The 22,874-nt window shown below is 59.7% G+C and carries 26 protein-coding genes; 16 read left to right on the forward strand and 10 right to left on the reverse strand.

The features are described 5' to 3' along the window. Positions 1 to 14: 14 nt before the first annotated feature. From J2J98_RS28285 to J2J98_RS28310, 6 genes are read left to right on the forward strand one after another with little or no spacing between them, the layout of a single operon-like run. A complete protein-coding gene (locus J2J98_RS28285; protein WP_207604142.1) occupies positions 15 to 284 on the forward strand; it encodes a BufA1 family periplasmic bufferin-type metallophore in 270 nt (89 codons plus the stop codon). Positions 285 to 316: 32 nt separating this feature from the next. After that, positions 317 to 2,113 carry an MNIO family bufferin maturase gene (gene bufB / locus J2J98_RS28290; RefSeq protein WP_207604143.1) on the forward strand — a complete coding sequence of 599 codons (1,797 nt, stop codon included), beginning with the start codon at positions 317 to 319 and terminating at the stop codon, positions 2,111 to 2,113. A 14-nt stretch (positions 2,114 to 2,127) separates the two neighbouring features. Next, entirely contained in the window at positions 2,128 to 2,601 is a 474-nt protein-coding gene (locus J2J98_RS28295; RefSeq protein WP_207604144.1) for a DoxX family protein, read from the forward strand. Between the two features lie 3 nt (positions 2,602 to 2,604). Then, entirely contained in the window at positions 2,605 to 3,924 is a 1,320-nt protein-coding gene (locus J2J98_RS28300; protein WP_207604145.1) for an NAD(P)/FAD-dependent oxidoreductase, read from the forward strand. Beyond that, the gene (locus J2J98_RS28305; RefSeq protein ID WP_207604146.1) at positions 3,914 to 5,776 is read left to right on the forward strand and encodes an adenylate/guanylate cyclase domain-containing protein; all 1,863 of its coding nucleotides are present in this window, start codon (positions 3,914 to 3,916) and stop codon (positions 5,774 to 5,776) included. The genes J2J98_RS28300 and J2J98_RS28305 overlap by 11 nt, the downstream gene beginning before the upstream one ends. Positions 5,777 to 5,794: 18 nt before the next feature. Further along, on the forward strand, positions 5,795 to 6,181 hold the full coding sequence (locus J2J98_RS28310; RefSeq protein ID WP_246569496.1) for a DUF3307 domain-containing protein: 387 nt from the start codon (positions 5,795 to 5,797) through the stop codon (positions 6,179 to 6,181). A gap of 16 nt (positions 6,182 to 6,197) precedes the next feature. Here the strand turns inward: J2J98_RS28310 and J2J98_RS30805 are convergent, their stop codons facing one another. The 3 genes from J2J98_RS30805 to J2J98_RS28325 form a co-directional block, all read right to left on the reverse strand. After that, positions 6,198 to 6,386, reverse strand: a complete 189-nt coding sequence (locus J2J98_RS30805) for a hypothetical protein (RefSeq protein WP_207604147.1) — start codon at positions 6,384 to 6,386, stop codon at positions 6,198 to 6,200. Between the two features lie 116 nt (positions 6,387 to 6,502). Further along, the gene (locus tag J2J98_RS30810; protein ID WP_207604148.1) at positions 6,503 to 6,853 is read right to left on the reverse strand and encodes a hypothetical protein; all 351 of its coding nucleotides are present in this window, start codon (positions 6,851 to 6,853) and stop codon (positions 6,503 to 6,505) included. 233 nt (positions 6,854 to 7,086) lie between these two features. Next, positions 7,087 to 7,644 carry a DUF4269 domain-containing protein gene (locus J2J98_RS28325; RefSeq protein ID WP_221109939.1) on the reverse strand — a complete coding sequence of 186 codons (558 nt, stop codon included), beginning with the start codon at positions 7,642 to 7,644 and terminating at the stop codon, positions 7,087 to 7,089. A gap of 739 nt (positions 7,645 to 8,383) precedes the next feature. On the opposite strand from J2J98_RS28325, the gene J2J98_RS28330 reads away from it, so the two are divergent. The 4 genes from J2J98_RS28330 (at position 8,384) to J2J98_RS28345 (ending at position 11,182) form a co-directional block, all read left to right on the forward strand. Then, positions 8,384 to 9,217, forward strand: a complete 834-nt coding sequence (locus J2J98_RS28330; RefSeq protein WP_207604149.1) for an alpha/beta fold hydrolase — start codon at positions 8,384 to 8,386, stop codon at positions 9,215 to 9,217. 62 nt (positions 9,218 to 9,279) lie between these two features. Further along, complete coding sequence (locus J2J98_RS28335; RefSeq protein WP_207604150.1) at positions 9,280 to 10,032, forward strand: SDR family oxidoreductase; 753 nt, start codon at positions 9,280 to 9,282, stop codon at positions 10,030 to 10,032. A 24-nt stretch (positions 10,033 to 10,056) separates the two neighbouring features. Then, complete coding sequence (locus tag J2J98_RS28340) at positions 10,057 to 10,476, forward strand: cupin domain-containing protein (protein ID WP_207604151.1); 420 nt, start codon at positions 10,057 to 10,059, stop codon at positions 10,474 to 10,476. A gap of 58 nt (positions 10,477 to 10,534) precedes the next feature. After that, entirely contained in the window at positions 10,535 to 11,182 is a 648-nt protein-coding gene (locus J2J98_RS28345; RefSeq protein ID WP_207604152.1) for an HD domain-containing protein, read from the forward strand. A 46-nt stretch (positions 11,183 to 11,228) separates the two neighbouring features. On the opposite strand, the gene J2J98_RS28350 is transcribed toward J2J98_RS28345, so the two are convergent. Continuing rightward, complete coding sequence (locus J2J98_RS28350; RefSeq protein WP_207604153.1) at positions 11,229 to 11,615, reverse strand: winged helix-turn-helix transcriptional regulator; 387 nt, start codon at positions 11,613 to 11,615, stop codon at positions 11,229 to 11,231. 82 nt (positions 11,616 to 11,697) lie between these two features. On the opposite strand from J2J98_RS28350, the gene J2J98_RS28355 reads away from it, so the two are divergent. Beyond that, the gene (locus tag J2J98_RS28355) at positions 11,698 to 12,675 is read left to right on the forward strand and encodes an SDR family oxidoreductase (RefSeq protein ID WP_207604154.1); all 978 of its coding nucleotides are present in this window, start codon (positions 11,698 to 11,700) and stop codon (positions 12,673 to 12,675) included. Positions 12,676 to 12,976: 301 nt separating this feature from the next. Here the strand turns inward: J2J98_RS28355 and J2J98_RS28360 are convergent, their stop codons facing one another. Next, on the reverse strand, positions 12,977 to 13,705 hold the full coding sequence (locus J2J98_RS28360) for an SDR family NAD(P)-dependent oxidoreductase (protein ID WP_138396995.1): 729 nt from the start codon (positions 13,703 to 13,705) through the stop codon (positions 12,977 to 12,979). Between the two features lie 97 nt (positions 13,706 to 13,802). Between J2J98_RS28360 and J2J98_RS28365 the strand changes: the two genes are divergently transcribed. Continuing rightward, positions 13,803 to 14,225, forward strand: a complete 423-nt coding sequence (locus J2J98_RS28365) for a winged helix-turn-helix transcriptional regulator (RefSeq protein ID WP_138396996.1) — start codon at positions 13,803 to 13,805, stop codon at positions 14,223 to 14,225. Between the two features lie 46 nt (positions 14,226 to 14,271). On the opposite strand, the gene J2J98_RS28370 is transcribed toward J2J98_RS28365, so the two are convergent. Next, positions 14,272 to 15,132, reverse strand: coding sequence for a LysR family transcriptional regulator (locus J2J98_RS28370; protein ID WP_138396997.1), 861 nt, complete (start codon positions 15,130 to 15,132; stop codon positions 14,272 to 14,274). A gap of 191 nt (positions 15,133 to 15,323) precedes the next feature. On the opposite strand from J2J98_RS28370, the gene J2J98_RS28375 reads away from it, so the two are divergent. The 4 genes from J2J98_RS28375 (at position 15,324) to J2J98_RS28390 (ending at position 17,915) form a co-directional block, all read left to right on the forward strand. Next, positions 15,324 to 16,148, forward strand: a complete 825-nt coding sequence (locus tag J2J98_RS28375; RefSeq protein WP_138396998.1) for an oxidoreductase — start codon at positions 15,324 to 15,326, stop codon at positions 16,146 to 16,148. Between the two features lie 45 nt (positions 16,149 to 16,193). Further along, entirely contained in the window at positions 16,194 to 17,042 is an 849-nt protein-coding gene (locus tag J2J98_RS28380; RefSeq protein WP_138396999.1) for an alpha/beta fold hydrolase, read from the forward strand. Between the two features lie 94 nt (positions 17,043 to 17,136). Then, complete coding sequence (locus J2J98_RS28385; RefSeq protein ID WP_138397000.1) at positions 17,137 to 17,661, forward strand: VOC family protein; 525 nt, start codon at positions 17,137 to 17,139, stop codon at positions 17,659 to 17,661. An 11-nt stretch (positions 17,662 to 17,672) separates the two neighbouring features. Next, entirely contained in the window at positions 17,673 to 17,915 is a 243-nt protein-coding gene (locus J2J98_RS28390; protein WP_138397001.1) for a hypothetical protein, read from the forward strand. A gap of 11 nt (positions 17,916 to 17,926) precedes the next feature. Here J2J98_RS28390 and arsN2 read toward each other — a convergent pair whose 3' ends face one another. From arsN2 to dinB, 4 genes are all read right to left on the reverse strand, one after another. Continuing rightward, complete coding sequence (gene arsN2, locus J2J98_RS28395) at positions 17,927 to 18,361, reverse strand: arsenic resistance N-acetyltransferase ArsN2 (RefSeq protein WP_246569494.1); 435 nt, start codon at positions 18,359 to 18,361, stop codon at positions 17,927 to 17,929. A gap of 524 nt (positions 18,362 to 18,885) precedes the next feature. Next, on the reverse strand, positions 18,886 to 19,089 hold the full coding sequence (locus J2J98_RS28400) for a cold-shock protein (protein WP_138397003.1): 204 nt from the start codon (positions 19,087 to 19,089) through the stop codon (positions 18,886 to 18,888). A gap of 233 nt (positions 19,090 to 19,322) precedes the next feature. Continuing rightward, on the reverse strand, positions 19,323 to 21,089 hold the full coding sequence (locus J2J98_RS28405; protein ID WP_207604155.1) for a peptidoglycan D,D-transpeptidase FtsI family protein: 1,767 nt from the start codon (positions 21,087 to 21,089) through the stop codon (positions 19,323 to 19,325). Positions 21,090 to 21,505: 416 nt separating this feature from the next. Continuing rightward, positions 21,506 to 22,594 carry a DNA polymerase IV gene (dinB, locus tag J2J98_RS28410; RefSeq protein WP_138397005.1) on the reverse strand — a complete coding sequence of 363 codons (1,089 nt, stop codon included), beginning with the start codon at positions 22,592 to 22,594 and terminating at the stop codon, positions 21,506 to 21,508. Positions 22,595 to 22,874: the final 280 nt, after the last annotated feature.

Below are 22,874 nucleotides of genomic sequence, written 5' to 3' on the forward strand. Positions count from 1 at the left end.
CCCAGGAGATTCTCATGAATGCCACTCGTCTTCTCATCAGTTCAGCCCTCGCGGCCGCCGCCTCTGTGGCGGCGGGCAATGCCTTTGCCGGCCCGACCGCCAAGCCGGATTTCTCGTTCGAAAAATGCTTCGGCGTCGTCAAGGCCGGCCTGAACGATTGCCAGACCGCCAGCCACTCCTGCGCCGGCACCTCCACCGCTGACAATGCCAAGGATTCCTGGATCTACGTGCCGGCCGGCACCTGCACCAAGATCACCGGCGGAAGTAACCAGCCAAAGGCCTGACCTTTCCGAGTTTTCAACCAGAGGAGTAGTCGATGTCCAAGATATTTCCCAGCAATCCGGTGCCAACCGCCGCGGGCATCGGTCTTCGCTCCCAGCATATCGGCGAAATGCTGTCTCGCCGCCCTTCGGCGGGATGGCTTGAAGTCCATGCAGAAAACTACATGGGCGGCTCGGCGGCCGTCGATGCTCTCGAGCGGCTGCGGGAAAGCTATCCCTTGTCCATCCACGGCGTCGGCCTTTCACTTGGAAGCAGTTCCGGTCTCGACCGCGACCACCTGGAAGGTATGCGCAAGCTCTGCCTGCGTTTCCAGCCCGGCTTGGTGTCCGAGCATCTCGCCTGGAGCGCCGCTGATGGTGCCTATCTGAATGATCTCCTGCCTCTGCGTTACGACGCCCAGGCCCTGGTCATCGTCGCCGCCAACGTCTCGAGGCTGCAGGATACGCTTCAGCGGCGCGTCTATATTGAAAACCTGTCAGCCTATGTCGCCTTCGAGGGATCGACAATGACCGAGTCGGAATTCCTGGCCGAACTCGTGCGCCTGACAGGCTGCGGCCTGCTCCTCGATATCAACAATGTTCATGTCTCGGCCTGCAACCTCGGTTTTGAACCCAAAAACTTCATCGATCAGCTTCCCGCGTGCGCCATCGGTGAGATTCATCTTGCCGGACACGCGGTCAACGAGGTCGAAGGCGATATCGTGCTGATTGACGACCACGGCTCGCGCGTTCCGCCGCCGGTCTGGTCGCTCTATGCTTATGCGATCCGCAAAATCGGCCCGCGGCCGACGCTCATCGAATGGGATACGGATGTTCCCGCTCTCGACGTGCTGCTCGGTGAAGCCATGTGGGCCGACATGCTGGCTCAATCGATCGCCTTTGAAGATCACAGGCTGGCGAAAAGGCCCACCCCCAAACAAGCAGGTTCGACGGAATGCTCCTTCCATTGCGGTCCGACAGTCCGAAGGGACCGATGCCGGCTTTGGCGGCACTTGCAACCATCAAGCCTTCCGTCTTCGCCAACCATTCCGGCGCAAGGAGGATTGGCCATGCTCTCTAATTGCGCCCTGCAATCGCGGGTCGCCCAAGCCATTCTTGGTGACGATGGCTGCGATCTTGCGCCGGTGCTGGCGAAAGGTGCTTTCGACCCGCTGCGCCGGTTCAACATTTACCGCAACAACACGTTCGCGTCGCTGACGGCAACATTGATCGCCGTTTTTCCGATCACGGTGCAGCTTCTGGGCGAAAACTACTTTCGTTATGTTGCCGGCGTCTTCATCCGGAACAATCCGCCGCAGGAAGCGCGGCTTGTTCGCTATGGCGGCAGTTTCCCTCGCTTCATGGCCGGCTTCGAAGGCATCCGCTCCATGCCCTTCGTTGCCGAGACGGCGCGGCTTGAATGGCTGGTTGCCGAGGCGCTGGATGCCCCGGCGCTGCCGGGCTGTAGCTTGGAGCAGTTGGGGGATGGTGAAGCCGACACCGCTCCCGAGATTTTCGTTCAGCCCTCGCTACGCCTGCTGGTTTGCCGTTGGCCTGCGCTGGGCATATGGGAGGCGCATCAAGCCGGCGGAAATATCGAAGCATTGGCGAGGCTAAGCCGTCGACCGGAGCGGATCGCGCTCTGGCGCGGCAGCGAGAGCATGCGTTTTCTGCGCCTGGATGCCAGCCATTTCGCGTTCCTTCACGCGCTGAAAAGGCGCGCAGGCCTGGAGGCTGCGGTCAGCCGCGTCCTCGCCCGCGCTCCCGGCTTCGACCTAAGCGGTGCCTTTGACGGTCTTTTCGCCTTTGGCCTCGTAGCTCGCATTCGCCACATCAAACCCGCAACCAAGTGAACAGGATTGAAATCATGACTATGATATCTCCTTCTTCAACGCGCCACAGAGGCGGCATTGCCGGACTCTATGTTGCCGCTCTCGAGAGCTTCAACAGCGTGCCGTTGTCCCTCGTCCAGCTCGTTTCGCGTGTGGCAGTCGCCCACGTCTTCTGGCAGTCGTCGCAGAGCAAGCTTGCCTCCTGGCAGGTGACAGTTCAGCTGTTCACGCTCGAATACCAGCTGCCCGTCATCGATCCCGGAGTGGCCGCGGTCCTTGCGACGACTGCCGAAGTGAGCGGCTCGGTTCTGATGTTTCTCGGCCTGTTCTCTCGGCCCGCCGCCCTCATGCTGCTTTGCGTCATCTCGACGATCCAGTTCCTCGTCTACCCGCAGAACTGGCCGGATCACCTGCTCTGGACGGCGCCGTTGCTGTTGATTCTGGCACGGGGCGCCGGCACCGTTTCGATCGACTATGTGGCAGCACGTCTGTTCCCGAAGGAGCGCTGAGCCATGCGCGCCACGATTCAAGAGCCCAGTGGCAGTTCCCTGTCCGTGGAACCGGACACCCGCCAGGTGGTGGCGCGCCGCGCGAAAGTCGTCATCCTGGGAGCCGGATTCGGCGGCCTCGCAGCCGCGAGGGGACTTCGGCATGCGGACGTGGAGTTAACGGTCATCGACCGACGCAACTATCATCTGTTCCAGCCGCTGCTTTATCAGGTTGCGACGGCCGTGCTTTCGCCGGCCCAGATCGCCATGCCGATCCGCCGCATTCTCTCTCGGCAGTCCAATGTGACGGTGCTGATGGAGCGTGTCGAGGGGATAGACAAGGAGAGCCGGACCGTCCAGACCACAAACCGCCGCATCACATATGACTATCTGGTCGTCGCCACCGGCGCCAGGCACGCATATTTCGGTAAGGACGAATGGGCGGAGACCGCGCCCGGGCTGAAAACGATCGCCGATGCGACCGAAATTCGCGCCCGGATCCTGTCGGCCTTCGAGCGCGCAGAGGCAGTGGAGGACGAAGCCGAGCGTCAACGGTTTCTCACCTTCGTGGTGGTTGGCGGCGGTGCGACTGGCGTCGAACTGGCCGGAGCCATTACCGAACTTGCAAGAAGGGTCATCGTCCGTGACTTCAGGCGCATCGATCCGTCGTCGGCGCGGGTGGTGCTGGTCGAAGCTGGCAATGTTGTTCTGCCGACCATGCCGCCGAAATTGTCCGAAGAAGCGCGGCGGCACCTCGAGACGCTTGGCGTCGAAGTATTCCTCGGAGAGGCGGTGACGCGCTGCGACGCTGAAGGTGTCGCGCTTGCCGGGGGCCGGCAAATCCGGTCGTCTTGCGTGCTGTGGGCGGCTGGCGTTATGGCTTCCAGGGCGGCGAAATGGCTCGGCGTACCAGCCGATCGCGCCGGCCGTGTCCATGTCGATCGCAACCTTAACCCGCCGGATCACAACGAGATTTTCGTGATCGGCGACACCGCCTCCGTCATCGGCAAGGACGGCAGGCTGGTTCCGGGAGTTGCGCCGGCTGCCAAGCAGATGGGCGAACACGCGGCCCGTGCCATTCTCTCCCGCCTCGATGGCCGGACCACCGGCCCATTCGACTATCGCGATTACGGCAATCTGGCGACGATCGGACGCAAGGCGGCGGTCGCCGATCTTCGGCGGATCCGGCTGTCGGGTTTCTCCGCCTGGCTGCTTTGGAATATCACCCATCTCTGGTTTCTCATCGGTTTCCGCAATCGCGCCGTTGTCTTTGTCGATTGGGCGCTGGCCTATGTCTGCTGCGACCACGCCGCCCGTCTGATCACCGACCGCCATGAACGCTAGAACATTCCCACGGCTGAAAATGGGACGTGCGGTCGCTGCCCTGCTACTGCTTGCGGTTTTGTCGACGGCAGCGCTCGTTCATCTCGTGTGGTATCACGCAGCGACCCAGAACATCGAAGCGGTAGTGGCCAGCCTGGACGCTCAGAGCACCGCTGCGGTTCGCAATGAGCTAGCCTCAAACCTGGCCTTGGTATCGAGCAGCGCCGAGATCGTCAGATCTGTCTTCTTTCAGGGTGCGATCAGGCCAGACGACGAGGTGAAGCGTGAGTTCCTGTTCCTGTCGCTGCTTCGTGAGCAGCCGGCAATCACCTGGATCGGCTTCGGCTTCCCCGATGGCCGCTTCTTCGGCGCGCATGCGCTGCCGGATGGTAAGATCGAAATGGTGGAGATCGGCCAGGCACCGCCGGGAAAGTCGCGTCCTTTGCGCCGCGATCTCTATAGGCCGATCCCCGGAGACATCTTTTTCGAAAATCGCCTGAAGGCCGAGAGCGTCTACGTTCCGGAGGGCTCGCCATGGTACAGACTTGGCCGGACCAGCGCGGAGCCGGCATGGAGTTTCGTCAATATCCTTCCAAACGGCTTCGAACCGGCCATCGTAGTCTCGAAGAAGGTCGAGGTATTCGGGCATTTCGAGGGGGTGGTGATGGTGGCGGTCAGCCTGCATCGGCTGTCGGCCATTCTAGGAGGGCTCAAGATACCTGAAGGCAGCAAGGCCTTCGTGCTGGCGCGGGATGACGCGGTACTCGCGACATCCGAGCCCACCGACGGTCTCGTCGCTGCCCATCTCAAGGATTTCGCCGCGTCTGATGCCCTGGCGGCGGCAGTCGCCCTGGCCACGGGGAGGGACGAGGCTGATCGCTCCCGCATGCAGGTAGCAAGCAAGTCCCTCGGTCCGATCTTCGTGTCATCTGGCAAGTTGCCGTTCGAGGACTGGCGGCTGGTCACCGCAATACCGCGGGCTACTTTTGCCGGCGATATCGATGCCAATACCGAGAGACTGATTTTCATCATCGGGGGAATTGCCGTGTTGGCGGCCGTGACGGCGGTCCTTTTTGCCAGGATTCTCTTCTCTCGGCCACTATCGCGCCTTGCCGAGCAGCTGCACATGATCGAGAGGTTTGAGCTCGACGCCGTGCACCATCGACCGGCGCTGTTGACCGAACTCGATGAGTTCTCCTCCGCCCTCAAGCGCATGTCGAGCGGCCTTTCCGCGTTTGCCCGCTTCATGCCGGTCGAGGTCGTTCGTCCCCTTGTCGATGGCGGTGTCCAGCCCCGACCAGGGGGCGAGCTCAGGGAGCTAACGGTGCTGTTTGCCGACCTGCCGGGGTTCACGGAACTCACGGAAGAGCTCGGCGCGGGTGTCGAACCAAGCCTGACGCGCTTTCTGACCCTTTCAATTGCCGCTATTCATGCCGAGGGCGGCACAGTCGACAAATTCATTGGGGATGCAGTAATGGCGATCTGGAATGCGCCCGGCGATGAACCGGATCACGCATTGCGCGCGTGCCGCGCCGCGTCGGCGATTCGTGACGCGATGCATGCCATGGCGCCGATCGCGCCCAAGCACGATGCGATTCGCGTTCGTATCGGTATCAACACGGGTGTAGCGCTTGTCGGCAATATCGGCTCGACAGAACGCCTGAGCTATACGGCGATCGGCGACGCCGTCAATCTCGCCAGCCGGCTCGTTGGCGTGGCCAAGGACAAAGGCGTGGAGATTGCGTTGAGCGACGAAACTTTTCGGAGGACGCATGGCCTTCTCGATGCGAGGCTGCTTGGCTGCGTCCGCATACGGGGAAAGATGACGCCGGTCCGTGTGCACACGATCGACCCGGTGGTTCCGGCGGACTGAAGGGAGCGTGACTTGACCATGCTGCTGCTCACGATGCTGATTTGGTTGCAGGTCAAGCATTTCATGGCTGACTATGTGCTGCAGGCCGAATGGATGATTGGCGGCAAAGGGAACCTGAGGAAAGCCGGGCCCTATGCCCACGCGGGCATCCACGCCGTCGCCACCACGCCAATCCTCTGGCTTTCAATCAAGGATTCTAGCTGGATTGTTGTCATTGCCTGCGGCGAGTTTCTGGTCCATTTCCTGATAGACCATCTGAAGGCCATCCACGGTCATCGTCAGCCGCACCCTATGAATACGCGTTCATTTTGGGTGCTGCATGGTGCCGATCAGCTGGCTCATCATCTCACCTATTCGGCGATTTTGGCTATTACGTTCTGGCATGGTAACCTCCCCAACGGATAAAGCCCTCATAATCCTCTTATTCCTCATAGGTGCGAAGATATGTGCTCTCGCTGCGAAGGTCGTCAGCAAGAGCTGTCGTGACGAAAAGAACCAGCAATCTCGTTCTTCGCCATTCACCCTTGCCGCCGGTATGGCGGTGGGATTGCAGCAGACCGCCGCCGGCTAAACCCTCGAACCTGAATTGAATGCGGTTGCTGGCCGACATGACCGCGGTCGCCGAAATAGCCCGCGTCCCGCCTTCTTCCACCCACGTTTCAGGCGCGTCGCCTGTTCGGCGGCGAACATGATCGAGTAGGGGAAATAGAGAAAGTCGATATGCACTCAGTCCGGTCGCATACCCTGTTCGAGGAATGCGCGATAAACGCCCCACATGGCTTCGGGATAGGGCTTGTCCTTGCGGGCATAATTCACGAGGTAATCCGCATTCCTGCGTTTCGGGAGGACGAGGATGCCCACCTCGCCACGAACGAGCTTAGCTTCCCACAGCATTGCCTGCGCCGGATCGTTCGCCATTTCGCCGCATGTCGGAACGTGCGCGCGCCCGTCGAGCAGCTGACGCCAGCGCGAGTTCAGGACCCCCGCCCGCGCCGCTGGCAAAGGAGTCATGGTCCAGATGCCGATGTCGTAGGTACCGCTCGGCGAGCGGTTCCATAAATGGCCTTTATGCCTCAACGCATTGATTTCGTTGAAGCGGCGATTGTTTCTTGAGGATCACTGGTTCAAATCCTTTCAACTGCACCAACCCAAACTCGGCTGCAGTTCCACGAATCCAGCACACGAAAATCATCTCCAGATCCGGCGGCCTAAGAAACCTGAATCGCTATCTCGGCTGCTCTCGACCCGGACGCGACTGTGGCCGTCGACTATATGGCTGCGGAACAGCGCAGCCAGGACTTCCGCGCCGTCTAGAATCCGCGCTCCTGGAGCAAAGCGGCCAAAGCCTCGTCAGGCCAACCCGCCATCTCGAACAGCGCCTCATAAGGATTGCACGTCTCGAGACCGAGCGTAGCTGCAAATGCGGGCTCGGTTTTCATGCCGCCGCCTCGAAGCTGCATGACGGCCGCGCGGAAGCGGCTTCCACCGATTCCAAGGAGCCTATGCTCGACCTGAAAATGCTTCCAGCCATGCTGCTCGGGCACCGGCAGAGCTTGACCAAACAGTTCGAACGTCCAGTCAGCGGCTGCAAACACGGCGATGATCGGCTTTTCTCTACCGGTCCACTGCCGGACAGAAAATTCATCGCACGTGGAATAGGCGTCCCAAACGGTCTGGGTGAATACCTGTGGATCTGGAGCAAAGCAGAGGATGTCTAGATCGCTGGTGGGCAGATCGAGGCCGAGTGGCGGCGTACCCGCGACATGGGGATCGAATGGAGCCAAGGTTTCCAGAAGATTTATCCGGCTCAACGCTTCCATAAAGTAAGGTCTTTTCATGGATTCAAATTTATCCGAGAGACGGATCATTGCAAAGCGTATCGCCTTGCACCCGTCGATGCGACGAAGCCATCTTTGTGTCGCCGGTCATGCGATGGATAGCCGATGGGCAGTCGAAGACCGCAAACGCGCTGGTTGCGGTCGCGCTCGACAAGCGGGGCCAACAGGACGGCGTCCGTGCCTTTTCTCTTCATCCCGGGCAGATTCTACCGATCTCGCGCGCCATCTGCGAGGCCGCGGGGTGCGAGGAGCTGTTTCGAGAAATCGCATGGCGAGACCACTGGTCTACTCGCCAATGGTTTGGTTCTCCAGACCAAGTCACAATATCCATCCTACTTGCCGCTTTGTAAAAAATACTCAAGGATGCAGATCGTAGCCAGGGTATGCTAAGTATACATATAATGCAGATTCTCTGCTTTGCAGCTATAAGGAGACATATATTGATACAACTCAATTAAAAACGAATTTTACTGATGAGATTTTGAAGGGATTCCCAAAAATTGATTGTGGATTCACTGGCATTTTAGCCGTCAATTGTGAAGCAAAACGATCACCCATCCATCGGCGCAAGCCGGAGAACAATCGTCCGCCATGAACGGATACGGGATAATCGATGACAGAAACGAAATCACATGAACTGGCCGATCCCGGCCGACGCGACCTGCTTGCCCTTGGGCTCGGAGCGACGACGCTGGCCCTATTGCCGAGCTCGCCGGCCGCAGCGCAATCAACCCCAGCTCAAAACTCAATCTTTGAAAGGAACCAAAGCATGGCCACCGTCACCACACGCGACGGCGTCGAGATCTTCTACAAGGACTGGGGTCCGAAGACCGCCCAGCCCATCATGTTCCATGGCTGGCCGCTATCGTCCGATGACTGGGACACGCAGATGCTGTTCTTCCTGCAGCACGGTTATCGCGTCGTGGCGCACGACCGGCGCGGGCACGGGCGCTCGGCACAGGTGAGCGAGGGCCATGACATGGACCATTATGCCGCCGACGCAGCAGCGGTCGTCGAGCATCTCGACCTCAGGAATGTCGTGCATATCGGCCACTCCACCGGCGGCGGCGAGGCGACGCATTACGTGGCCAAACACGGGCAGCCGCAAGGCAGGGTCGCCAAGCTGATCATTATCGGTGCGGTCCCCCCGATTATGGTGAAAACGGCAGCCAATCCCGGCGGCTTGCCGATCGAGGTCTTCGACGGACTGCGTAAGGCGCTGGCCGACAACCGTTCCAAATTCTACGTCGATCTGCCGTCGGGTCCTTTCTACAGCTTCAACCGGCCTGGCGCGCAGCCGATCCAGGCTGTCATCAACAATTGGTGGCGACAGGGCATGATGGGCGGCGCCAAGGCGCATTATGACGGCATCAAGGCCTTCTCCGAGACCGATTTCACGGAAGACCTGAAGATCATCACCGTACCTACTCTGGTTATGCATGGTGACGACGATCAGATCGTGCCGATCGCGGACTCCGCGCTTCTGTCGGCAAAGCTGCTGAAGAACAGCACGCTGAAGGTCTACGAGAAGTTTCCCCACGGCATGTGCACGACCCATGCCGATGTGGTGAATCCCGATCTCCTGGCCTTTGTGAAGGCGTGAGTCAGCGCAGGCCGGCGTCCGGGGCGCCGGCCTCCGGCCAGCGTTTCAATGGAGACAAGTTCATGAAAATCGTCGTTATCGGCGGCAGCGGACTGATCGGGTCGCGCACCGTCACCCTGCTGCGCCAAACGGGTCACGAAGTGTTCGCCGCCTCGCCCAGCACGGGTGTCAACATGCTCACCGGCGAAGGGCTCTCGGAAGCCCTTGCCGACGCGGAAGTGGTCGTCGATGTTGCCAACTCGCCCTCGTTCGAACCACAAGCGGTGCTCACCTTCTTCGAAACCTCAGGCCGGAATCTGCTGGCGGCTGAACGTGCGGCGGGTGTGCGCCACCATGTTGCTCTGTCGATCGTCGGCACAGACCGCATGCCCGACAACGGCTATTTCCAGGCCAAGGTGGCACAGGAGAAGCTTGTCGAAGGCTCGGGCATTCCCTTCAGCATCGTGCGCGCCACCCAGTTCATGGAATTCCTCGGCGCCATCGCCGATACCAGTGTTGTCGATGGAACCGTCCGCCTGCCGGACGGTCTGTCCCAGCCGATTGCCGCGGACGATGTGGCAGCTATCATAGCAGAAACGGCTACCGGCGCTCCGCGGGGCAAGCATTTCGATATCGCGGGCCCCGACCGGGCGCCTTTCGACCGGATCATTGCGCGCTATCTTGAGGCGATCGGCGACGGCCGACGCGTCGTGAGCGATCCGCAGGCGCGATATTTCGGCGGCACCTTCGTGGAGACCTCGCTGGTGCCGCTTGGCGAAGCGAGACTCGGTCGCATCTCGCTCGACGATTGGCTGCGCGGCCACCGACCCACCTGACGCTTGCAACTTCAAGGATATGCGATGAAATACTATTTTTTCCCATTGCTCTTGGCTGCCGGCTACGCTGTGCCTGCATTCGCCGATAATGTGCAAGGCGCCAAGAACGCGAAGATTACACTTGTCTACGAGCATGCGCTGCCAGATGTGCCCGGCAAAAGCATTCGGGGCGTTCTCGTCGAATATGGTCCCGGCGGCTACTCTCCGGCACACACGCATGCGAAGTCGGCGATCATCTATGCGACGGTCCTGGAAGGCGCCGTGAAGAGCCAGATCAACGGAGGGCCGGTCCGGACCTTCAAGGCCGGCGAGAGCTTCACGGAATTGCCGGGCGACCACCACGGCGTCAGTGCAAATGCCAGTGACAAGGAGCCGTCTAAACTGCTGGCGGTGTTCGTCGTCAATACCGACGAGAAGGTGCTGACCATCCCGGATCAGAAGTGACGTGCAGCCGCCGCTCGCCATCCGCGGGCGGCCCATCCAGCAAGAACCGGAGTCGACCATGACTGAAACTGCCAGTCGGATGCTTGCCGGCGTGTCCGTTCCCGACACACCGCTCGTAAACAAGGCGATCGACTACGCGCGTGAAAACTGCGAGCCCTATCTGTTCAACCACGTAATCCGTTCCTGGCTGTTCGCGGCGCGGCTTGGGCAGATCGATAGCATCGACCACGATGCGGAAGTCGTTGCCGTCGGGACACTGCTCCACGACATCACGCTGAACGCAAGGTTCGCCGGACCCCGCCGTTTCGAGGTGGAAGGGGCGGATCTTGCGCGAACATTCGCGACGCAAAGCGGTGTCGAAGGTCGTCGCGCCCAACTGATCTGGGACAGCGTCGCTCTCAACTCGACACCTTCGATCGGTCTGTACAAGGAACCGGAGGTCGCGCTCTGCACCGCCGGGATCGGCCTCGATGTCATCGGTTGGCGCTACGACGCTCTTCCCCCTGCCGAGATGGCGAGGATCGTTTCGGAGTTTCCCAGACTGGGAATGAAGCGGAAGATGACGAAGTGCTTTTGCTGCATCGTCGAGAAGAATCCAGAGACGACATATGACAACTTCGCGCGGGATTTCGGCGAACGCTTCGTTCAGGGCTACGAAGCTCCCTCGGTCGTGGATCTCGTCCTGAACGCCCCCTTCGACGAATGAGATCCTGCTGCGGCTCTCCGACCGCCAGCCTCCTCCCGGTAGCCGGTCAGGGGGCCGTCAATTGATGCTCATATTTGAGCATCCAGTCGCGCATCTCGCGGAGCATCGGCATCAGGTCGATGCCGGCCTGCGACAGCTCATATTCCACACGCGGCGGAATCTCCGCGAAGGCGTTGCGGATCACGATGCCGTTGTTGGCGAGATCTCGCAGCTGTTCGGTCAGCATATGCTGGGTCACCCCCGGTAGCCGTCGGCGCAGTTCGCCGAACCGGAGCGGCCCTTCGACCAGGATGCAGACGATTTCGATCTTCCACTTGCCCGTGATGGCGCGAATGGCTCGTTGGAAGCGCAGGATATCGATCGGCTCCGGGCCTGTGCATCCGGCGCATTCGCCTTCGTCGTAGACACGTGGCTCAATGGTCTGATTTTTCATACTGGGTCCGAAAATCCATCCTACTTGATAATTCCATATAACAGCTCGATGTTGCGGTAAAGCAAACAATCAGAGTGATGTTATGAGCAAGATTTTGGTTACAGGTGGTTCTGGTTTTGTCGGCAGCCACGTCGCTGCAAAGCTTCTGAAGGAAGGTCACGAGGTTCGTACGACAATACGGAGCGCCCGCCGCGAAGCCGAAGTTCGGTCGATGGTGCGCAATGGTGGTGCCGAATCCGACCAGGCGCTTTCTTTCAGCCAGACCGATCTGACTGATGATCATGGCTGGGCCGCTGCCGTTAGCGGATGCGACTATGTATTGCATGTGGCTTCGCCGTTTCCACAGCAAGCTCCCGATAACGAGGATGAACTGATCGTTCCGGCGCGTGACGGTACGTTGCGCGTTTTGCGCGCCGCCAGAGACGCCGGCGTGAAGCGTGTCGTATTGACCTCTTCCTTTGCAGCCATCGGATACGGCCACACCAACTACGACAAGGTCTTCGACGAGGAGGACTGGACGGACCCGAACGGACCAGATGTGCAGCCCTATATCAAATCCAAGGTCCTTGCCGAGCGAGCCGCCTGGGACTTCATCGACAGGGAAGGCGGCTCTCTGGAAATGTCGGTCGTCAACCCGGTGGGCATTTTCGGGCCGGTTCTGGGGCTGGACATTTCTGCTTCGATCGCCTTCATCAAACGGTTACTCGAAGGCGCTCCGCCCCTGCCTGGCTTGAGCTTCGGCACGGTCGATGTCCGCGACCTGGCGGAACTCCACATCCTCGCCATGACGGCGCAGGCGGCTAGGGGACAGCGCTTCATCGCTGTGAGCGGCGACGTCGTCACGTTCTTCGATATCGCGAAGACCCTCAGGGAGAAGTTGGGCGAACTCGCTCCAATGGTACAAACACCGGAGATGGAAAAGGTAGCGAGCGCGCCCGTTCGCAGGAGCACCAGCGAGAAGGCTATGCGAGTGCTGGGATGGCGTCCTCGCCCCCAGGAGGAAACCATCATCGATACGGCCCGGAGTCTATTTCGTTATGGCGTCTTAAGCTCGGTTTAGCGGCCACCGCATGTCTTGGTGTCGATTGGGCGAATGCGAATTGCGGTATTTGTTCTGATCTCTTGAGCTGCTGCGGACGAAGAATGACGGAATCAAAGATTCTGCTCCCGTCAAGAGCAATGGCGTTGATTATCATCGCCGGCCGAAATGATGCGTCACGTGACGCCGACACCCAATGTCGAACACGTGGCTTGCCTGTCCAGAGATGATGCTTCGCTTCATCACTGCAGAAAATCGGTCGTGTCCCCTGACTGCGTAAATTAGCTTAGGTGTCGTCTCCGGCGCCTGTCGAATGCAGGCTTCAGACCTGAGCCATGCCCCCGTCAACCGCAATTTCTGCACCTGTGGTAAAACTGCTCTCGTCGCTTGCTAGGAAGAGGGCAGCCGCCGCCACCTCATCAGGTCTGCCCATCCGCCCAAGAGGGATCATCCTGGAGAGTGCGTCTCGAATGTCCTGTGAGGCGGCGGCCATCATCGCCGTATCGGTCGGTCCAGGGCTAACGACGTTGACGCGAATGCCCTTGGCGGCGAGTTCGTTAGCCCATGTGCGTGTGAATGAACGGACTGCGGCCTTGGTCGCACCATAGACGCCGTATCCTTTGGTGCCTATATCGCCTGCGATGGAGCCAATCAGCACAATCGTTCCGCCGGGCTGCATGATGTCGATTGCGCCCTGTGCCGCGAATACGAGGGATCGGACGTTCAGGCCGAACGTTCGATCGAAATGCTCCTCAGAAATGTCTGCAAGGGGTGCATATTCGGACAAGCCCGCATTGACGACGAGCACGTCGACGCGCCCTTGTTCCGATCGAATCTGATTGAGGACGCGCTGAAGATCGGCTTTGTTGCTGGCATCCGCCCGAAGCAGGCGAAAGCTACCCATGCCGACTGACACTGATGTGCTCTCCGCGCCCTTGCGGCTGGTCGCGTAGACCTGCGCTCCTTCGATGGCGAACCTCTGAGAAATGGCTCCGCCGATGCCGCCGACTCCGCCGATCACGAGGGCAATCTTGTTTGCTAATCTGCTCATGTGAACTCCATCAACAATAATGATGACGTTAGATATAGCCTCTATATCTACGGTCAATAACGCACTATATGTAAAGCAGATATCGAGGAGTATACCCATGTCCGCAGCGAACGAAGGTCTGCCCGTCAAAGCTTGCTTGCCACACAGGCCCAAGGCTGTCTCCAGTGAGGCATTACTGGACGTAGAGAAAGCGCGGCCGGCACTTGAGCAGATCGCTAACAAGTGGTCGGTCCTGATCCTGACCGTTCTGTGTACCAGGCCGTCACGGTTCAACGAGATCATGCGGCGCCTCGACGGGATCACGCACAAAGCGCTCGCCGACGCGTTGAAGCGCCTGGAGCGCAATGGGCTCATACGCCGAGAGGTACTTACGACAACGACGCCGGTCGGCGTCGAATATACCATCACCTCGCTCGGCCGCTCCCTTCAGCAACCGTTCGAGGCGCTCTATGCGTGGTCCATGACCTACGGCCCGGAGCTTGAACGCGCGCAGGAAGAATACGATCGGGTTCGAGATTAGCTCGAGTGGCATAGGCCGACGGCCTATGGCGCGGCCGGACCGCTCATCATGCGGTCGCGTTCACGAGATGGTCCGATACGGTTGCGATAAAGGCGCGAAGCCGCTGAAGACGTCGTAGGTCCCGGTGATATCCCATCCAGATGTCTCGCGCCGGCGGTGGCATCGGCAGTTCCAGTCTGCGGATACCCGCTATCTGATCGCCGACCACGCGGGGAAGGACGGCGATCCCGACGCCTTGCCTACACATGCGCCCTTGGACGTTGCGATTGTTCGATCGCAGGACCGGTCTCGCGTTGGGGAAACTCTCGGTGAGCCAAGCGATATCGGGAAACTGACCGGTCGAGGTATCATGGGTGATCAGCCGGAAACCATTCCCGTCGCCATATTTTGGATCAGGCGACTCCTCGGCGATGTAGACGCCGTATTCGAGCCTGAAAAGCCGCCGCTGAACCACATCGGCAGTGTTGAAGGGAACGATACGAAAAGCGACGTCGGCCTCGCGCTGAGCGAGGTTGAACAGGCGCGTGCCGGTCAGGATCTCGACGTCGACATTGGGGTAGGCGTTCGCAAAATCCGCCAGGATGGGAGGCAGCACATAGGCGCCGAACCAGTCCGCTGATGAAACGCGCAGACTGCCTTTGAGATTCTGCTCCTGCCCGGCAAGCCGGCGCTCCATGGCCAGCGCTCCCTCTTCCATCTGCTCCGCCAGCGCGATGATCCCGTGGCCTTCGTCGGTCAGGACAAGACCGTCCGCGGTCCGCTGGAAAAGCGTGTGGCCGATCGCCTGCTCAAGTGCGCGCAGGCGCCTGCCGACGGTGGGATGGCTCGTCTGAAGAGAACGCGCAGCACCGCCGAGCGTGCCAGATCGCGCGACAGCAAGAAATATTCGGACGTCACTCCATTCCATCGCCACACCCTTACAAAACTGCACGACGAGAATACATTTATGTCACTTAAAGAACAAATCTAAGCACCTAGATTCCAGCTGTCATCTGGAGGTGCCTCCTTCTGTTCATTCATCGGACCCATGAGGACCGCCGCTTGGGTGCAGGAAGCGCGATCCTTGACGTTGTCTAAAAACAACTCGGAGAAAAAGTAATGAAAACCTGGCTCATCACAGGCTGCTCAAGCGGCTTCGGCCAGCGGCTCGCGATCGCTGCAGCACAGCGCGGCGATCAGGTCATCGCGACTGCCCGGAATGTCAAAACGATCGAAGAAATGTCTGAGCCCTTCGGCGGCCGCATGATCATCTTGCCGCTCGACGTGACGGATGCGGCGGCAGCCAAGGCGGCGGTCGCAAAGGCGGTCGAGACATTCGGCGGCTTTGACGTGCTCGTGAACAATGCCGGTTACGGGCTGTTCGGGTCGATCGAGGAAGGCACGCCCGAGGAATATCGACCGATGTTCGAGGTGAACGTCTTCGGTCTGATCGAAACCACCAGAGCGGCTCTGCCTGTCCTGCGTCGTTCGGGCGGCACGATCGTCAACATGTCGTCCGGCGCAGGCATCGCAGGCAGCGGCGGCGCTGGATATTACAATGCTGCCAAGTTCGCTGTGGAAGGGATATCAGAGGCGCTCGCCGGCGAGCTGAAGCCGTTCGGGGTCCGCGTGCTGATCGTCGAGCCGGGGCCGTTTCGCACCGAGTTCCTTGGACGCTCGATCACGATGGCAGCCAACGAGATGCCGGAATACGCCGCGAGCTCGCGCAGGCACTATCGCGAAACCAACAACGGCAATCAGGCGGGCGATCCCGACAAGGCGATTGCGGTGATCCTGCAGGCGGTCGACGCCGATGACGCCCCGCTTCATCTGCCGCTTGGCCCGATCGCGCATTCGATCGCTGAGCGAAAGCTGGCCTCCTTTCGTAGCGATATCGACGCCTGGCGTGACATCACGATCGCCACCGATTTCGACGAGCCCTGAGGCCTGGCCGTAAGCTCTGTTTGTATGGATCGACTGGAAGTAATCATGATCGCAACTCTGAAGGGGTTTACCCAGCAGCTGGTGCCGGCGAATGGCATCAAGATCAACGTCGTTACGGGGGGCTGGGGCCTGCCGATCCTTCTGCTGCACGGCTGGCCGGAGACATGGTGGGAATGGCACCACGTGATGCCGCGGCTCGCCGAGCAATTTAGCGTGGTGGCCATGGATCTGCGCGGCGCGGGTTTTTCCGACTGCCCGCTTGACGGCTATGACAAGGCGACGATGGCGCGCGACGCGCACGAAGTCATGGTTGCCCTGGGCCACGAACGCTACGCCGTGTGCGGCCATGACATTGGAGGAATGGTGGCGTTGCCGCAGGCCGCCATCTATCGAAAGGCCGTTACCCACCTGGCCGTCCTCGACGTTCCGCTTCCCGGCTGGACGCAATGGGAGGCGACGACGGCAGGGATCTGGCACTTCAGCTTTCATATGAACCGGGATCTACCGGAGCGCCTGATCCATGGACGTGAATATGATTATGTTTCGGCCTTCATGGCTGAACGGTTCTACGATCACAGCACCTTCGATCCGGCTGACATCGAGATCTACGCGAAAGCGATGGCTCTTCCTGGCCGCACGCGCGGCGGCATGGAATGGTATCGCACGCTGGCCGGCGATCATGCGGCTGCGCTCGAGTACAAGAAGCAGCCGCTCGAGATACCGGTGCTTGGCCTGGGTGGGGAACAGCGTTTCGGTGCGAAGATGGTCCCCATGCTTAAAGAGTTTGCCACCAATGTGAGGGGCGGCTCGATTGCGCGGTGCAGCCACTATGTCGCTGACGAGCGGCCAGATGAAGTGGCGGCCGCTCTGATCGATTTCCTCCGGGCCAGTTGAAACTCTGCGACTGCCCCGTCGTCGGCTGGGATTGTGCGCGAGTGGCGCCCGCACCTATCGCGTTCGATTAATTAAACAAGAAAGGAAAACTGTCATGACCGCACCTGTTGTTCGCGGCGTAAATCATATCGGCATCACGGTGGCCGACATCGAAGCTGCAAAATTTTTCCTGGTGGAAGCTTTTGGCGGCGAGGTAATCTATCAGTCCTTCGGACCACAGGATCCGCCGCGGCAGGGACCTGAATTCGAGCGGGCCACTGGTGCTTTCCCTGGAACGGTCGTGCGCGCGCAGGCGGTGGTCAAGATCGGAACCGGACCTGACATCGAGCTTTTCGAAATGCACGGCCCCGAACAAGCCCAGCCGGTTCGAGCGAGCGACTTCGGCATTACGCATTTCGGAGTCTACACCGACGACATCGACGCATCAGTTGAGCGATTCGAAAAAGCTGGAGGCACGTCTCTTACCGCGCCGCGCGCTATTCCCTACGCAACCGAAAAAGGCCCCGGAAACAAGGTCTGCTATTGTCGTATGCCATGGGGCACGACTGTGGAATTCATCACCACGCCCGACCGCATGGGCTATCATGACCAGACGGATCTGCGCAGGTGGCAGGACTAGGACAGAGCGTTATGAGCTTCGACCACAATGTCTCGCCGCAGGTTTCTGCCGCTCTCGGCGATAGCTGCGGCCTCGGTGCTGGCAGTTTGCTCCTCCACCTCCGGCACCAGCCGGACGGTGGGGCAGCAGCCGGTACGGTGTTACCGGACAGGCAGATCCGATCGGAGAGCCTGTCGGCCATGATTTCCCGATTCGACGACGGCGGCGATGACGATTGCGGTATCGAGGGCTTGGGCAAACGAGCCTGCGCCTGAGCCGACGCCCGTCACGATCCAAGGTCCTTCACCATCAAGACCGCTGATGACGGACAGATCGACGCTGCCTGCCGGGTCCGAAGGATTGCCTCGGGCGCGTCCGCGCGGTCGATCTGAACAAAGCCAAGCCTTTCAAAGAAAGGTGCCGCGGATGTCGTCAGCAGATAGGCTTGGGTGGCACCGAATCGGCGAGCCTGTTCAAGGACGTCCAACGCTATCCTCTTGCCGATGCCCCGACCTTGGTGGCCTGGGGCTACGGCAATCGACCGGAGCAGGATATCGTGGCCCGTGGGTTCAAAACCGCCGCAACCGCAGACTGATCCGTTCTCAGCTGCAATAAAGAATATCCGCCCGACGCCTTCAAGGTCGTCGGTGGGCAGGCCTGCGCCATCTAGCAAGGCCTTGAGAGAGGGGTCGGTTCCACCGACCGGTTCGATATCGATCACTGAGAGCTTCTCCGGACCTCGAGGAGCGCAGCAACCCCCGGCCGTGCCAACGGGGGCGCATATTTCTGGGTGGGCCGCACGGCGGTCCTGCATCTGAAAGGGCGCCCTCGGTTTAGCATGAACTTCGCCGTTCCGTCACTCGGACCCCGACCGCGGTATCTACGCGGGTATTTCGACGCGCGAAATGTTGCAGCTTGCTGTCTTGCAAGACGGTTATTCCATGATGATGAAGTTCGTTTCATCAGCGGTTCATCGACAATCGTGAAAGTTGCTTTACTCTAAAACAATCGTCCGCTTCAGGCGCCGAATCCAGTCTTCCAACGCGTGGGATAATGCCAAGCCTTCTATCCTTGAATTACCGGAAATCTCCGGCTTTAGGGAGTAGGCTAGGCACAGGCTCGGAATAAATCCCGGATCTTCCCATCGATACGCTGAAGGTGAAGAACCAGTATTTTCATTGAGCGTAGCCGACTATATGAAAGCCTAAGGCTGCTCAAATGCGGATCCAGACGATCGTCCAGTGATCACAAGGGTGATACGTTTTCTGCCTTCGACTTTCCGGTTTTGCGATCTTGGCCGACCTCGAAGCTGACCTTATCGCCTTCGCGGAGTGATCCGCCGCGCTGCAAGGCAGATACGTGAACGAAGACGTCCGGTCCGCCATTCTCAGGCGTGATGAAGCCAAATCCCTTATCTTCGTTGAAAAATTTAACAGTTCCGGTAGGCATGACAATTCCTCTTCGCTTGCGCACCAAACGCACACGGGCTGAACGTATAACGCGAATGCGCTGCCATCAACGGAAAGCTTTTCGCCCATGCAATGATTCGAAAATCTCCACGAGGCTGGCTCGTCAACTTGAGCCGGATGAGGCCTTTTTTCCAAGGCGGCAGCCGTAGCTTTGTACAAGGGACTTGTGCGGCCGACTTCATTGGGGCAGCTCTCTTCCTTCGACGTGCAAGCTCAAAAGCTTTCTATAGAATAGGGAGCATCCTTTGAACCGAAACGGGGCTGAACCCCGAGTAGAGGAGCGGCACGAGCGATAATCGCCTTCACCATCGGCGCCGCAGTGGATGCGGCGGTTCGTCCGCCGTGCACGCCAGTCTTCGGCGCGTCGATGATCGAAAGGACCATGTATTTCGGCTTGTCCATCGGGAAGGCCCCAACGAAGGCGTTGAAGTTGAGGTCGCTGGCATAGCGTCCATTGACGACTTTGTCGGCGGTTCCGGTCTTGCCGCCAATATCGAAGCCCTCGACTTGGGCCGCCCGGCCCGATCCCTTCTGCCCGTTCCTCCTAAAGAGGGTGCGCATGTCCTCGCTCGTGCTTTGCTTGACAACGGTTTTCACCAGCGTCGCGGCCTGTTCCGGCGACCGTGGCAGGAAGGTGGGCGGAATAAGTTTGCCGCCATTGATGAGTGCCGAGGCTGCTGAGGCGGTCTGAAGTGGCGTTGTCGCTACGCCATGGCCAAAGGAAATCGTGACTGAATTGATCTTCTTCCAGGTGCGCGGTTGGGTCGGTGTGGCCACGCCCGGCATCTCGGTCTCCATCTTCGAGAGAAGGCCGAGTCTGGTGAGGAACTCCTGGTGGCCTTCTATCCCCACCATGTCCGCGACGGCCGCGGTGCCGATGTTCGACGAGTATTGGAAGACCTCCGGAATCGTCAAGGGCCTGTTCTTGCCTTTAAAATCCTTGATTGTGAAGCCGCCCATGCGGATCGGCCGCGATGCATCGACCACAGAATTTAGAGTAATCTTTTCGGCGTCCAGGCCCATCGCCAGCGTGAAGCTCTTGAAGGTGGAGCCCATCTCGAAGGTGGCGTTGCTGATGCGGTTGAACCAGCCCTTCTCATACTCCTTGTCGACGCTGCCGTCAGTCAGCGTGCGCGACGGCTCGTTAGGATCGTAGTCGGGGACCGAAGCCATTGCCAGAACTTCACCTGTCTCAACGTCGAGAACGATAGCGCCGGCCGCCTCCGCCTGATAGGCGTTCATCGCCTTTGCGGCGACGTCGCGCACGATGTTCTGAACGCGGATGTCGATCGAAAGCCTGACGGGCTCGAGCGAAACGCCCGAAGTCATTCCGATGGCCCGCAGGTCGGCTAGACCCTGTTGGTCGAGATAACGCTCCATGCCGGCCAGGCCGAGATTATCGACGTTCACGTGGCCGACAATATGTGCCGCCGAACGACCGCCGGGATAGAAACGGCGTTTTTCAGGTCTGAACCCGATGCCGGGAATGCCGAGGGCGAGGATATCAGCCTGCTGCCGTGGTGTCAGTTGTCGCCGCAGCCACTGAAAGCCGCTATCCGTCCTCAGCTTCCGATGTGTGTCTCGCCAGTCGAGGTTCGGTAGGATGGCGGCGAGCTTCTCCACTACCTCGTCGGCATCGATGATCCGTCGGGGATCTGCGTAGAGAGAGACCATGTTCACGTCGGTCGCCAGTAGCTGGCCATTGCGGTCGACGATATCAGGCCGCGACGCAACGGCACTTGGATTTCCGAGAGAGGCGGTCGTCGGCTCCTCGGCAAGCCCGTACTGGACAAGGCGCCCACCAATCAGCAGGAAGCCGCAGACGAAAGCGCCGACCGTTATTCCCAAGCGCTGCCTTGCCTGGCCACCCCGCTTGTTTCTTGTGCCGAGGATTTTTTCCGGAAACAACCCGCTTTCTGGTCTGGTGATCAGGATATGAGAGCGGCTTTTGACCTTCAATATGCGGGCAATGAGACTCATCGAGATCATTCAGAGGTGAAGACTGAAATCAAAGAAACATCGCCCGAAGCGCGACACGATTTCGGGTTGTCTCTCCTGGAGCACTAACGTCTAAAATTGCACCCTATGTCTTAGAAGAGCGTTAACGCCTTGCGGTTTTGAAGTCGCGCGGGCCCGCTCCTGACGGAACTCAGCTTCTCGACCTAAAGGCGAACCGTGCGGAGATCGTGGTCATCTTACACGCTCCTATAGTGAGGTCGACCGTTCGATACCTTTCAAAAGCAAGTCGCGGCGCCTGCACTAAACAGCTCGACCACAGCTTCTGCGGCGCTACCCGGACCACATAAACTTGCGAAGAGGAAATCCTCCGGCCGCTGCCGGCAGGGACATTCGGGGTCAAGCGCCACGCGGGCGCTTTTTCCAGCCGATGCTGGCGTCTAAAGCGCCAACCTCAATTGCGGCTCCGTTGCTGAGATGCGCCGCTCCAATGACGACAATGTCACGCCGAGCAGACGGATACCTTTTCGCGGCGGGAAGATCGGTGAAAGCAGGAGGCCAACTATCTCTTCGAGGTCGGCGATCGCCGCCAGAGGTGCCGGAACCGTCTTGCTGCGGGTGATCTGGTTGAAGTCGGCATATTTGACCTTCAGCGTCACCGTCTTGGCGCCGATTTCATTGGCCTCGCAATACCCCCACACTTTTTCGATCAGCGGCTGAAGCCCTTGGCGGGCCGGCTCATAGGCGTGGAGATCCTGTGAGAAGGTATCCTCCGCGCCGACAGATTTGCGCACCCGGTTCGGCTTGACCTGGCGCTCGTCGATGCCGCGGGCAATGCCGTAGAAATAGGGTCCCGATTTCCCAAAATGTTCGACGAGGAACTCCTGCGTCTTCTCCTTGAGGTCGGCGCCGGTCTCGATCCCGAGCCCGTGCATCTTTTTGGCCGTTGCCGGACCGACGCCGTGGAATTTCTTGACGGGGAGAGCCTCGACGAAGGCCGGCCCGTTCTTCGGGGTGATGACCGCCTGGCCGTTTGGCTTGTTCAAGTCGCTTGCCATCTTTGCCAGGAACTTGTTGTAGGAAATTCCCGCGGACGCGTTGAGGCCGGTCGCTTGCTTGATCCTGGCGCGGACTTCCGACGCGATCTCGGTGGCGATCTCCATGCCCTTGAGATTTTCGGTGACATCGAGAAAGGCCTCGTCCAGTGAGAGCGGCTCGATCAGTAGCGTGTATTCGGCGAAGATTTCGCGAATCTGCTGCGACACCGCCTTATAGACATCGAAGCGTGGCGGCACGAAGATCAGATCCGGGCATTTGCGCTTGGCGGTCACCGATGGCATCGCCGAATGGACGCCATAGGCGCGCGCCTCGTAGCTCGCTGCGGCCACCACGCCGCGGGCGGCCGATCCGCCGACGGCGATCGGTTTGCCGCGCAGTCCCGGATTATCGCGCTGCTCGACCGACGCATAAAAGGCATCCATGTCGACATGCACGATTTTTCGGACGGGAGGTGAACTCTTTTCGTTCATAGCGGCTTCGCCAATCAATCGGCATCTGAACTCGCGCCGAAAACAAAAAGGGAACATAGCAGGCTTGTGCGCGATATCAACCGTTACGATGGGCGCCGTGTCGCAGCTTGCGAAACTACCGTCCATCAGATGTGGCATCGGCGCCACCCACTGCCTTTCCTCTCCGCTTTCACAATTGGCAGGAATCGTGCGATGATTGCTCTGTCCTCCTGACAGGAGCCCCGTGAACCTCAACACCCATAACCGCTTTGTCCTGGACTTCATGGCCATGCGCACCATA

The organism is Rhizobium bangladeshense, from assembly GCF_017357245.1.
Classification (GTDB): Bacteria; Pseudomonadota; Alphaproteobacteria; order Rhizobiales; family Rhizobiaceae; genus Rhizobium; species Rhizobium bangladeshense.